We start from the raw sequence: 12,354 nt of genomic DNA, 5'->3' as shown, positions 1-12,354 counted from the left end.
GCGAAGGGGCCACGGGTGCTGCAGGGGTTCGTGCGGATGGCCTTGGCCGTCACGGTGGTGGTGCTGGCCGTCATGCCGGACACCGTGGTCACCGCCATCGCCAGGTCCTTCGGCGCCGCCGAGGCGTGCCCGCCGAGGGACACCCGGGTCACCACCCCCTACCCGATCACCGGCTACTGGGTCATCCCGCGCCCGGACCGGTGCGTGACCCAGCGGCTGGTGGAGGCGGTCCACGGCGTGGGCGGCGACACGCTCATCACCTTCGGCGCGCGGATCCTGCCCGCCGAGGTGGACGGTGTGGGACGGGTGACCGGCGAGCTCGCCGGCGACTTCGCCGGCTGCGTCGAGAACGGCAAGCCCTGCTACCGGGCCGCGCTGGAGGCGGCGCCCGGCCGGACCGTCCGCCAGGTGTACACCTACGTGACGACCGAGCGGTTCGGCGACGCGGTGCTGCGCTGCCCCGGGCTCGACCGGCGGATCGAGAGCGGCGGGCGCACCTACTACCGCCTGATGCTGGGCGGCTCCTGCGACTCCGGCGGCCACGACCTCCTGCTGATCGCGACCGACGGCGACGGGGTGGGCAACCTGCTCGCCGAGGCCGCGGCGTACGGCATGCGGGTCTTCCCCGGGCTGCCCGTGCCGCCCAAGGACGCCGTCAAGCCGTGGCTGCCCGACCTGTCGCACCTGCCCGCGCTGAACGAGCTCACCGCCCGCGTCCTGGCCGACTACCGGCAGCGTTACGGGTCCTCGCCCGCGCTCGGCGGCCTCTACCAGTCCTTCGAGCTCGCCATGCGGGACCGGGCGGACGACGACCCCATCATCGCCCTGTACGCCGCGCAGCACCAGGTCGTGGCCGCCACCATGCCCGGCACGACGATCATGGTCAGCCCCTTCTGGGACGCGCGCAGGGGCCGCGGCTTCCCGGTCGAGCAGGTGGGCAAGGGCTTCGCCGACATCGCCGCCACCCGGGCGGGCGCGCCGATGGCCATCGCCGTCCAGGACGGGCGCGGCGTGGGCAAGGTGCCCGTCTACGGCGCGGACGAGGTGGACGCCCCTGTCGGGCCACGGCTGGCGCCGATGGTGGGCGAGGTCACCCATCGGCAGGCCTACCACGGCTCCACCCGCGACTACGTGGCCGAGGCCGCGCGGCAGGTGGAGCCGGGGGTCGAGCTGTGGGTGAACGTCGAGGTCTTCGAGCCCACCCAGGTGGCGGGCGAGTGCGGCAGGGCCAACCCGTTCCCGCTGCGTGGCCGGGCCGCCAAACCCCGGGTGGACGAGCAGGTCGCCGCGGTGGGCAGGAACGCCACGAAGATCATCGCGTACGGGTGGGACCCGTTCCTCACCTGCCGGTCCGACCTGGCCACGCCTTCGCTCAGCGACGACCTCGCCGCGAGCGGGCGGCAACCCATCGTCGCCGACGCGCGGTGGACGGACGCCGGCGTCACGGTCGAGGGCTACCACCTGGGCGGCGGCGAGCTGCGGTTCACCTACCGGCAGCGCGGCGGCGGCACGAGGACCGTGACGGCCGCACCACAGCGGCACACGGCGGTGACCGGCGCGGTGCCCGCCGGCCTGGAGACGGCCTGGGCGCCCTTCGCGGCGCCCGACCTCGACCCTGAGCGGCCGTGGGTCTCGATCACCCTCCAGAACGCCACCGGCGCCTACGCCTTCGACGCCGCGAGGCCGTAGCGGATCAGGGCAGGATCGAGTCCACGTACCCGCCGTCGACCCGGACCGCCCCGCCCGTCGTGGCCGAGGCGAGCGGCGAGCTCAGGTAGACGACCAGGTTGGCGATCTCCTCGGGCTCGATCAGCCGCTGGAGCAGCGACTGGGGCCGGTACTCGCGCATGAACGCCCGCTGCGCCTCCTCCCACGGCAGCTCCCGGTCGACGAGCTGATAGACGAAGTCCTCGACGCCGCCGGTGTGCGTGGGGCCGGCGATCACCGAGTTGACCGTGACGCCGCTGCCCGCCGCCTCCTTGGCGAAGCCGCGGGAGACCGCGAGCAGGGCGGTCTTGGTCATGCCGTAGTGGATCATCTCGGCGGGGATGACGATGGCCGAGTCGCTGGCGATGTACTGGATCCGGCCCCAGGCCCGCTCCCGCATGCCGGGCAGGTAGGCCCGGGTCAGCCGGATGGCGGCCAGCACGTTGATCTCGAAGTAGCGCCGCCACTCCGCGTCGGTGATCTCCAGGGCGGGTACGGCGCCGAAGATGCCGAGGTTGTTGACCAGGATGTCCACCTGCGGCAGCTCCCGCAGCACGCTCGCGGCTCCCTCCTCGGTGCCGAGGTCGCCCGGCGCGGCGACCAGGTCCGCGTCCGGCACGTCGGCCCGGATGCGGTCCATGGCCGCGCTGACGGAGGCGTCGCCGCGGCCGTTGACCGCGACCCGCGCCCCCGAACGGGCCAGCCCGGCCGCGATGGCGGCCCCGATGCCCTGGGTCGAGCCGGTGACCAGCGCGGTCCGTCCGGTGAGATCGATGTGCACGGGTGAGACTCCTCTGTCGGATCCTGCTCTGCGGTCATTGTCGGCGAGCCCGGCATCAGGAGGGCGGCACGGTCACGGCGTGTCCCGCGAACGCCGCCACAGCCGCTCGCCGTCGTCGAACCGCTCGGTGGGCAGCAGGCCGGCCCGCCCGGCGACGGCGGCCGAGGCCGTGTGGCTGGGGTGGATGTGCGCCTCGACGGTGGTCACGCCGTGCCCGTCCAACCAGGCGACCAGCGCGCGGGCGGCTTCGGACGCGTAACCCCGGCGCTGCCGGCGCGAGCTCACCACCCAGGCGATCTCCGCCCGCCGGCCGTCGTCGGCGATCGTCGCCTGCACGTAGCCGACCGCCTCGTCGTCCTCCACCGTGCGGATGATCCAGTTGCGCCACTGCTCGCGGCCGTCCGGTGAGTGGCCCACGACCTGCCTGGCGTAGCGCTCGCGCAGCTCCGCCAGGGTGGGCGGGGCGCCGCCGGTGAAGGTGTAGAGGTCCTCGCCGCTCAGCACCTCCACCATCTCCTCGGCATCGCCCACCTGCAGCGGGACGAGCCGGATGCGCTCAGGTGCCATGCCACGAGCCTATCGGGCGGAGTCGCTCACGGAATGTGTGCCGAATGTGACCTAGTGTGCTGCCGGAAGGGATGGGGGATCGATGTCACGCCGAAGGATCCTGCTGGCGCTCGCCGTCGCGGGCACCGCCTTGACGCTGCCCGGCCCGGCCGGGGCCCGCACGGAGGACGGACCGCAGGTGGACGCCTCGCCGGTGATGGATCCGCGCCGGGCGGTGGACTACTGGACCACCAGTAAGCAGTCCAACGCCGGCGCGGCCGAACTACCAGAGCTCGCGACACCGCTGGACAGGCCCGGCTGGATGCGCGGTGGGGCGGAACGGGGGGTGCCGGAGGGGATCCGGCTGACGCCGGGGAGTGACGTCAACGGGTACGCGAGCGTGCCCAGGCCGTACGGCGGGGCGGCGGCGAGCCGGGCCACCGGGCGGTTGTTCCTCCTCGACGCCGACGGCGGACGCAAGTCGTGCAGCGGGGCGGTGGTGCGCTCCGCCGGCCGGATGCTGGTGGCGACGGCCGCGCACTGCGTGTACGGCGTCTCACGGCGGACCGGCCAGGGCACCTGGTCGTCGAACATCGCGTTCGTGCCCGCGTACGACGGACACGGCCAGGGCGCGCCGTACGGCGTGTGGGGGGCGCGGCGCGTCTGGAAGCCGCACGCCTTCACCGGCGAGGGGCAGTGGGACTGGGACTCGGTGTACGACATCGCGCTGGTCGAGGTCGGCAAGCGGGGGAGCGCCACCCTGCAGGACACCGTCGGCGCCTTCACCCCGATGCGCAACCAGGCCGGCGACTACACCGTCGTGAGCCTGGGCTACCCCAGCGACCCTCCCTACGACGGCTCCCGCCAGCTCTGGTGCCTGGGGCGGACGACCGTCGCGCCCGGCTACGTACGGCCGACAGGGACGTCCGGGCGGTTGCACACCGTCAACTGTCACCTGTTCGGCGGCAACAGCGGCGGGCCGTGGCTCGACCGGAGCACCGGCCTGCTGGTCGGGGTGCTGTCGTCGGGGGCGGGCGGCGTGCCGGGAGACGGGTACGCGGTCGCCAACCCGCTCGGGCCCGACGGCTACGGAGCGCTGGCGCGGCAGGCGGATCCGGGCGGGGTGTACGACGCGCTCTCGGTGAAGGGCAGGGTGAAGGGCACGGTGAAGGGCACCCGGTCGGCCAGGCGCGTCACCGCCACGGTGCGGATGCGCGGGCTGATGGCGGCGGCCCAGGTCCCCGTCACCTTCCGGCTGCCCCCCGGGCTGAGCCTGGCCTCGGGGTCGTCGTGCGCGGCGGTGCGGCGGCGGGTGACCTGCACGCTCGCGGTCGTCCGTCCGGGCAGCCCGGCCCGGGTGACCATCCCGGTCAAGGGCCGCACCGCCACCCACCGGAAGATCACCGTCTCGGTGGCGTCCACCTACCTGGACCAGAACCCCCGCGACAACACCCACACCTTCCCAGCCGGTGACGCCCCCGCGCGCCGAACACGGATGCGGGACAGGTGACCCCATCGGTGGGTGGGGGAGCACCCACTGGTGACACCGGTGGGACGACCCCCACCGGCCCTGGCCGGCCCCCCTGAGCGTCATGGCCGTGTGCGGCTACGGCAAAGGATCGCGTGTTGCGCGAGCCGGTCCCGCGTCCGGTCTGGAAACGTCTACGCGGCTGCCGCGAATGCGGGAGGGCATTCGACATCCTCGCCCTCGTGAACGAGGGGGATTCCCACGGTCGCCCGTGAGGGTTCCCGCCGCACCGCCGATTGCCCGCCCGAGAGGACTCTCCTTGAGGTCTTACACCAGCTCCACAGGCGTTTCAGCTCTCCGCCGGCCCGGCGGCGAGCACGTTCCTGGCCGCGTTCGCGTCCCGGTCGTGGACCGCCCCGCAGGTGCGGCTCCACTTTCGGACACGGCGATTCCGCCTGGCGGCGAATCTCCTGCCCCTGCCCCGCTTCGCAGGGGTTCGATTCCTCTCCCGCCTGAAGGCGGGGGTCTCCTCGGAGGTATCTGATGAGTTCTGTCGGGGGCGGGGAGCAGTTCGAGCGGCTGCTCTCCGCGGCGAGCGCCTACTGGGGCAAACGTCACCACCGGCCGGGAGCCTGTGTGGTGGTCGAGGCCATGCAGCAGGACGTCCGGCTCGTCGTGCGCAACCTTCTGCTCGCCAACGCGATCTGCGACGTGACCTCCGCGAGGCTGGTCGTGCTCACCGGCACCGACCGGGAGCTGAGCGGGGTGCTGTGGGAGCGGTTCGACGTCGAGCGGGTGCGCCGGCTGGCCGAGGCGTTCGGCGCGGCCGAGATCATCGACGTGCACGACCTCGTGGACCGGCGGCTCGCCGACGAGGGGGACAGTCCTGCCGACGGGATCGGCTCGGCGGCGCTGGAGGCGCTGGAGCGGGCGACGCTGCTCCGGCTGAGCCGGATGCCCAGGCTGCCCGGGGCCGAGGACGAGCGGCACCACGCGAGGCGCGGGCGTGCCAGGGCCCTGTCGGCCGTCTACGACCGGCTGTTCGCCGAGCTGTCGCCCGTCGCCCTCGTCACCGGCCAGGTCGACTACGACCAGTGGGGGCTGGCGGTCGAGACGGCCATGCGCAGGGACGTACCGGTCGTGCACACGCAGAGCACCGGGTCGCTGGGAGCGTACGCACTCTTCCCCCACGCGGACCCAGGCACTCACGCGGACCTCGGCACGTCCGCGGTCGCCGGGACGCCTGGCGCGGGCGGCTTCCGCGAGGTGCTGACCGGTCGCCTGGCCCGCTACTTCGACGAGTGCGTCTGGCCGTACCGGGACCTCATCAGGCCGGGCGCGGAGCTGGTGGCCTGGCGGGTGAAGGGCGATCGGGGGAGCTGGTGGCGAGGCGGCAGCGTGAACTCCTTCGAGCTGCGGACCGAGACCGAGCGGCGTCAGCTCCGGGGGCACGGTTGCGACCGGCTCGGCCTCGACCCGGACCGCCCGACCATCACCGTCTTCCAGCACGCCGTCTCCGACGCCGTCGGCATGAACCGGGAGACATTCGACGACTTCGCGGAATGGTGCGAGGAGACCGCCGAGTTCGCGGCGGCCGAGGACGCCGTGAACTGGCTCTTCCTCGACCACCCCGAGCAGGACCGCCACGACTCGACCGGCCACTTCGCCGCCCTCGCCGAACGCCACGCCCGCCGCCCGCACCTGGCCTTCATGCCCAGGCGGGCGCTGTCGAAGAACATGCTGTGGAGCATGACCGACGTGGGCGTCACGGTACGCGGCCGGGCTGCCTGCGAGCTGCCCGCCTTCGGCATCCCGGTGATCCAGGCCGGCTGGTCGGAGTGGAGCGGCTGCGGCCTGTCGCACGTGGCGGAGACACGGGCCGACTACTGGCGGCTGCTCGCCGAGGCGGTCGCCAGGCACACCAAGGGCGAGTCCCTGCTGGCGCCCGAGCAGCGCGAGCGGGCCCGGCTGTGGCTGTGGCTGCGGCGTAGCGGCGCCGACGTGTCCTCGCCGCTGCTGCCGCACTGGGAGCTGGGCGAGGGCGAGGAGTATCTGCGCGCGCTGTCGGTCAGCATGCGGCACGTGGAGCGGGACGGCGACCCGCTGCACCGCGCGGTGCGCCGCATGTGGGAGCGGCGTGATCCCGTGCTCAGCAGGTTCGACTTCCATGATCCAGCAGGGCTCGCCGAGGCCCTCACCGCATCGAGGGGCGCATCATGACCACGACTCTCCTGACCGGCCCCGCCACCGAGCTCGACGAGGTCATCGTGCCGCTGTCGCCGCCGATCGAGGTGTTCGGCGGGCAGGCGGCGGCGCTGCAGGTGGCCGACCAGTTCCATCGGGGCAAGCAGATCCTGGGCCGGTTCGAGCGTTCGGGGCTGGTCGGGTTCAAGGTCGCGACCAGGGAGCGGTGGTTGCGGGTCAAGGTGGCGCTGGCGCTGGACGAGACCTCCTTCCCCGGCTGGCACCTGGACGGCCGGGTCCAGGCGGCCCGCCTGCCGCAGCGGCTCATCCAGGTCCGGGCGCAGGGACGGCTGCGGCAGTGCGTGCTGCTGAAGGGCGGTCCCGGCATCAAGAGCGGCCAGGCGGTCTTCGACCTGATGCCGGAGGAGGTGCCCGAGGACGGCCTGGTGTGCGTGGAGATCCTGGACGTCGCCGAGGGCCGTGACGTCTCGCCGGAGCTGCGCGAGGCCGTGGCGGGCTCGGTCATGGAGGGCGGCACGGCCGGCCTGCGCATCGACAGCGTGGCGTTCGAGGAGGTCCCGGAGCCGAAGGCGGCCCGGCAGGGCGAGGAGCTGGACGCCGCCCGCTGCGAGCTGCTGTCCCTGGTCAGCTCCGGCGGCCTGGCCAACCTCAACCGGCGCGGCGTCCGTACCATGCGCAGCGGCCTGTTCGTGGTCAACCCCGTCCCGCTCGGCGTCTTCGGCTCGGGCGGCCGGCTGACCGTCCGGCTCGGCAGCCGGGCCGACCTCAGCACCGGCAGGCCGGCCACGGCCAGGGACCGCGCGCTGATGCGGCGGGCCCTGCGCCGGGCCGGAGGCGAGGCCAGGCGGTTGCGGCACGCCGCCCGCGAGGCCCTGTGCACCGCGGCGCCCACCGTGGTGCGGATCATGAGCGTGCAGGACGGTGTCCTGCCCATGCCGACCCGGTCCACGACCGGCAACACGCTGGAGCTGGACCTGCCCGCCCCGCTGACCTCGCCGATGCTCGTCCAGGCCGCCTGCAGGCAGGGCGCCGTGCCGACCCTCGTCTCAGTCGCCTGGACCCCCTGACGCCCCGCCGAGGTTGGCGGCGAGCAGGTCGAGCAGTGGTTGCCGGCGCACGCACCCCTCCAGGGCGAACGAGTCCGCCAGCGCCAGCAGCTCACTGTCGTCGAGTCCGCGGAACAGCTCGGCGTACTCCGGCAGCAGCGCCTGGGCGATGAGGATGTGCCTGATCAGGTCGTCGGTCTGGTAGCGGGCGCCCCACGGGTAGGGGTTCCAGCCGGGGAACTCCGTCTCCACCAGTGTGTGCAGCGGGCTGAGCCGGTCGCCCGCCTCCTCCATGGTGGAGCCCCACCTGTCCGCGCCCAGCCGCCGCTTCTTGTCGATGAAGGCGCCGAACCGCTCCAGGTACGGCCCGCTCGCGTGCACCAGCCCCTGCAAGCCGACATCCTTGTACGTCCACAGCGACCATCCGGCGTCATGGGCGTCGTAGATGTCGAGCTGGTCCCGCAGGATCTGGTAGCGCTCCTTGTCCGGCTCCGGATGGCCGGTGTAGACGGGCCCGAACTCGCCCACCCACAGCGGCGTGCCCGTCTCCCGCTGGAACCGCGACCGTTTGTCGAAGGTGCGCTCCAGCTCGTTCCTGTCGCACCACTTCCCACGGGTGAAGCCGGGATATCCGCCCCCGTGGGCGAACCCGGCCAGCGCGTAGTCATGGCAGACGAAGACGGTGTTCTCGTACATCTCCCGGAAAATGGAGAAATCGGTGGAGTAGGTGTTGCCGTCGAGGAAGAGCACATGCCTCGGGTCGGCCGCGCGCACCGCCTTCACCAGACGGTCGTAGAACGGCCCGATGACCTTGCCGCTGGGGTCGCCAGGCTCGTTGACCGGGTTGTAGCCGGCCACCCAGGGGTGGTCGCGGTAGTGGTCGGCGATGGCCTCCCACAGGTGCACGGCCCGGTCCTGGAAGTGCCGGTGCTGCCAGAAGGCGGCGATGTGGGTGGGATTGTCGGAGTGCCAGTGCTGGTTCTGCGAGCCGGGCAGCGCGTGCAGGTCGACGACGCTGTAGATGCCGCGCGCGCCGAGCAGGTCGATGACCCGGTCAAGGTGGTGGAAGCCCTGCTCGATGACCTCGAAGGGCCGGTCGTCGGACTCGAAGTGCCGGTAGTTGATCGGGATGCGGACGCAGTTCATCCCCAGCCCGGCCAGCAGCGCCGCGTCCTGGTCGGTGAAGAAGGAGGTGAGCAGCCGGTCGAAGAAGAGCGCGGCCCGCTCCTCGCCCAGCACTTCTCGTACGGCGGCGCGCATGGCGGACTCGTTGGCCGGATGACCGGTGATGAAGTTCTCCAGGTTCATCCACCCGCCCAGCCCGACCCCGCGTAGCCGTACAGGCTGATCGCCGGCGAAGAGCCGCGCTCCGGAGACATGCAGCATGGTCATCCTTTCGTAGCGCCCGCGGTGAGGCCACCGATGAGGTGGCGCTCGGCGATGGCGTAGAAGCCCAGTGCGGGCACCATGGCCAGCACCAGGTAGGCGAGGATTCGGGAGGTGTCGGAGCTGTACTGGCCCTGGAACTGCTGGATGCCCAGCGGCAGCGTCCAGCTCAGCTCTTCGCTGAAGACCACCAGCGGGAGCATGAAGTTGTTCCAGCTGCCGACGATCGCCAGGACCGAGACGGTGGCCAGCGCGGGGCGGGCCATCGGCAGCAGGATGCGCCAGAAGAAGGCGAAGGGGCCGCAGCCGTCGAGCGTGGCCGCCTCCTCGATCTCGCCCGGGATGCTGCGGAAGAACCCGCGCAGGATGATGATCGTCAGCGGCAGCCCGAAGGCGGCCTGCACGAGGATCACGCCCCAGGGGTTGTCCAGCAGGTTCAGGGTGCGCAGCATGACGAAGATCGGCAGGATGGCCACCGCGAACGGGAACATCAGCCCGGCGGTGAAGAGGGTGAACAGCAGCTCCCTGCCCCGGAAGGCGAACCTGGCGAAGACGAACGCCGCCATCGCCGACAGCGCCACCGTGACGAAGGTGGTGAGCACGGCGATGAACGTGCTGTTCCACATCTGCCGCCAGAACGACCCCTCGGCGAGCACCTCGGTGTAGTTGCCGGTGTTCCACGGGCTGGGCGGGCCGAACGGGTTGACCGAGAGCTGGTCGGTGCCCTTGAAGCCGCCGAGCAGCGCGTACACGATCGGGACGAGGATGAACGCGCCGACGACCCAGGCGATCGCGTGCAGGGGGAGTGTGGTGCGCTTCAACGGTTGTCTCCCATCGCGGTGGTCGCGCCCTCAAGGTCACGGCGCATCACGAACCGCTGGTATCCCAGGGCGAAGACGAAGCTGAGCACGAACATCACGACGCTGATCGCGCTGGCGTAACCCACCTGGGCGCGGTCGAAGCCGACGTCGAACATGGTGACCGCGAGCGTCTCGGAGGCGTGCGCCGGGCCGCCCTCGGTGAGGATCCAGACCAGGTCGAACAGCTGGATGGTGTAGATGACCGAGAGGAACACGCTGATCCGGATCGTCGGCCCGAGCAGCGGCAGCGTGACGTACCGGAACACCTTCCAGCCCGCGGCGCCGTCGATCTTGGCGGCCTCGATCAGCTCGTTCGGGATGTTCTGCCGCCCGGCGAGGTAGATCATCATGTGGAAGCCGAAGTACTTCCACGTCAGCACCAGGAACAGCGACAGCAGCACGGTGTCGGGATCGGACAGCCACTCCGACTCCAGCCCGACGATGCCGATGATCTCGTTCGCCAGCCCGGAGGTGGGCGACAGGATGAGCGAGAACAGCACGGCGGTGATGACCTCGGACAGCACGTACGGCGCGAAGAAGATCATCCGGTAGATGGAGCGTCCGCGGATCCGCTGGTTGAGCAGCATGGCGATGCCCAGCGCGAACGGCAGCTGGACCACCACGCAGAGCACGACCAGGACGAGCAGGTGCCACAGGTCGGTGAGGAAGATCTCGGACTGGAGCAGCCGGGTGAAGTTGTCGAAGCCGATGAAGTCGGTGGGCAGCCCGCCGAAGCCGTTCCACTTGAAGCCGCTGGCGTAGACCGCCACCAGGATGGGGGCCACCACCAGCAGCAGGAACAGCACCAGCGCGGGCAGCACGAACAGGATGATCGTCAGTAGGCCGCGCCCCCTCTTCCGGGTGGGGCGGGCGTGGGCCGGAAGCGTCGCCGCTTCCGGCCTACGGGTGACGGTCGTCATTCGCTCTTGGCCACTTCGGTGATGTCCGCCGCGACCTGCTCGGGGGTCTTGGTGCCCGCGAAGAGCTCGGCCACGCTGTCGTTGACCTCCGCTCCGACGGCCGGCGGGTACGCCTGGTCGAGGTAGAGCTGGAAGCCGGTGGCGCCGGCCAGGGACTCGGCCACCACCTTGAGGTTGGGATCCTTGACCGCGCTCTCCTCGCCCTTGAGCACCGGCAGCACCGCGTTCGCCTCGACGGCCTTGGTGTGGTTGCCGGTCTCGGTCAGGAACTTCAGCAGTTCGAGGGCCTCGGGGGGCGCGTCGGCGCCGACGGCCATGCCGCCGCCTCCGCCGAACGCCTCGGTGATCGTGCCCTTGCCGCCCTCGACCGCGGGGAAGGGGAAGAAGCCGAGGTCGTCACCGAGCCCCTTGCCGTTGTCGTTCTGCACGTTGGGCGCCCACTGGCCCATCAGCTCCATCGCGGCCTTGCTGTTGGAGACGGTGGCGGCCTGCCCGTCGGGGGTGGAGTAGCTGGCGCCCAGGAAGCCCTTCTGGAACGGCTGGAGGTCCACCAGCGCCTTGAGCTGCTGTCCCGCCTGGACGAACTCCGGCTTGGTGAAGTCGTGGTCGACCCCGGCCTGCTGGAGCGCCGGCAGCCCGGCGATGCGCATGGCGAGGTAGGCCCAGTAGTAGTGGCCGGGCCACTTCTCCTTGCCCGCGAGCGCGATCGGGGTGATCCCGGCGGCCTTGAGCTTCTTGACGGCGTCGAGGTAGGCCGACCAGGTGGCCGGCGGCTCGGTGATGCCCGCCTGCTCGAAGAGCTTCTTGTTGTACCAGAAGCCGACCATGCCGATGTCCACCGGCAGGGCGTACGTCTTGCCGTCGAACTGGTAGGCGGTGAGCGACGCCTTGGTGAAGGTGTCGAGGACGGGGGCGACGTCGGCGGAGACGTCCTTGACCAGCCCGGCGTCGATCTGCTGCTTGAGCACGCCGCCGCCCCAGGTGGCGAACAGGTCGGGGGCCTTGCCGGACTGGGTGAGCGTGGTGACCTTGGACTTGTAGGCCTCGTTCTCCAGCACCGTCATCTTGATGGTGACGTTGGGGTACTTGGCCTGGAACTCCTTGGCCCTGGTCTCGTAGACGGTCTTGAGGGGATCGGCGGTCGACAGGTGCCACCACTCCAGGGTGACCTTCTGTGGTGCTCCGCCGCTGGCGTCGGCCTCGGGTGCGGCGGCCTGTCCGCCTCCGCAGCCCGCCACGAGTGCGGCGGCCGCGATCAAGGCGAAAGTTCGTTTCATAGGGGTTCCTCCCCGGCTGGCGAAAGTTTCGTGAACCCCCCGATAATTTCGTCGTGTCCGGAGCATAAATATTGGTGTGATATTCGTCAATAGTCGTCCTGACCCGGATCATGGACCCCTGACATCGTGATCCCGAAACTTTCGGCTAAACTTCGGAT

General features: G+C 71.2%; 10 protein-coding genes and 1 pseudogene. 4 read left to right on the top strand and 7 right to left on the bottom strand.

The features are described 5' to 3' along the window. Positions 1-15 precede the first annotated feature (15 nt). Complete coding sequence (locus ACIBQX_RS30665; RefSeq protein WP_397010537.1) at positions 16-1,689, top strand: DUF4434 domain-containing protein; 1,674 nt, start codon at positions 16-18, stop codon at positions 1,687-1,689. Positions 1,690-1,693: 4 nt separating this feature from the next. On the opposite strand, the gene ACIBQX_RS30660 is transcribed toward ACIBQX_RS30665, so the two are convergent. Both ACIBQX_RS30660 and ACIBQX_RS30655 read right to left on the bottom strand, forming a co-directional pair. Then, on the bottom strand, positions 1,694-2,488 hold the full coding sequence (locus ACIBQX_RS30660) for an SDR family NAD(P)-dependent oxidoreductase (protein ID WP_397010535.1): 795 nt from the start codon (positions 2,486-2,488) through the stop codon (positions 1,694-1,696). A gap of 72 nt (positions 2,489-2,560) precedes the next feature. Further along, entirely contained in the window at positions 2,561-3,055 is a 495-nt protein-coding gene (locus ACIBQX_RS30655) for a GNAT family N-acetyltransferase (protein WP_397010533.1), read from the bottom strand. Positions 3,056-3,137: 82 nt separating this feature from the next. Between ACIBQX_RS30655 and ACIBQX_RS30650 the strand changes: the two genes are divergently transcribed. Next, positions 3,138-4,544, top strand: coding sequence for a trypsin-like serine peptidase (locus ACIBQX_RS30650; RefSeq protein ID WP_397010531.1), 1,407 nt, complete (start codon positions 3,138-3,140; stop codon positions 4,542-4,544). A gap of 152 nt (positions 4,545-4,696) precedes the next feature. Here the strand turns inward: ACIBQX_RS30650 and ACIBQX_RS30645 are convergent. Beyond that, positions 4,697-4,944: pseudogene (locus tag ACIBQX_RS30645) on the bottom strand (hypothetical protein); the annotation flags it as partial. Positions 4,945-5,045: 101 nt separating this feature from the next. Between ACIBQX_RS30645 and ACIBQX_RS30640 the strand changes: the two are divergent. After that, entirely contained in the window at positions 5,046-6,722 is a 1,677-nt protein-coding gene (locus tag ACIBQX_RS30640) for a hypothetical protein (protein ID WP_397010529.1), read from the top strand. Continuing rightward, complete coding sequence (locus ACIBQX_RS30635) at positions 6,719-7,774, top strand: hypothetical protein (protein WP_397010527.1); 1,056 nt, start codon at positions 6,719-6,721, stop codon at positions 7,772-7,774. Before ACIBQX_RS30640 ends, ACIBQX_RS30635 begins: the two co-directional genes overlap by 4 nt. Here ACIBQX_RS30635 and ACIBQX_RS30630 read toward each other — a convergent pair. From ACIBQX_RS30630 to ACIBQX_RS30615, 4 genes are read right to left on the bottom strand one after another with little or no spacing between them, the layout of a single operon-like run. After that, positions 7,754-9,139: a glycoside hydrolase family 5 protein gene (locus ACIBQX_RS30630; RefSeq protein ID WP_397010525.1), complete on the bottom strand. Its 1,386-nt coding sequence runs from the start codon at positions 9,137-9,139 to the stop codon at positions 7,754-7,756. The genes ACIBQX_RS30635 and ACIBQX_RS30630 overlap by 21 nt on opposite strands. A gap of 2 nt (positions 9,140-9,141) precedes the next feature. Then, positions 9,142-9,960, bottom strand: a complete 819-nt coding sequence (locus ACIBQX_RS30625) for a carbohydrate ABC transporter permease (RefSeq protein WP_397010523.1) — start codon at positions 9,958-9,960, stop codon at positions 9,142-9,144. Continuing rightward, positions 9,957-10,919 (bottom strand): carbohydrate ABC transporter permease, encoded by a 963-nt coding sequence (locus ACIBQX_RS30620; protein WP_397010521.1) that lies wholly within the window; start codon positions 10,917-10,919, stop codon positions 9,957-9,959. Before ACIBQX_RS30620 ends, ACIBQX_RS30625 begins: the two co-directional genes overlap by 4 nt. Beyond that, complete coding sequence (locus ACIBQX_RS30615; RefSeq protein WP_397010519.1) at positions 10,916-12,196, bottom strand: extracellular solute-binding protein; 1,281 nt, start codon at positions 12,194-12,196, stop codon at positions 10,916-10,918. Before ACIBQX_RS30615 ends, ACIBQX_RS30620 begins: the two co-directional genes overlap by 4 nt. Between the last annotated feature and the right edge of the window lie 158 nt (positions 12,197-12,354).

It is taken from the genome of Nonomuraea sp. NPDC049714 (genome assembly GCF_044465295.1).
GTDB lineage: Bacteria > Actinomycetota > Actinomycetes > Streptosporangiales > Streptosporangiaceae > Nonomuraea.
The sequence above is the reverse complement of the archived record's forward strand: the minus strand, read 5'-3'. Positions and strand labels throughout refer to the sequence as shown.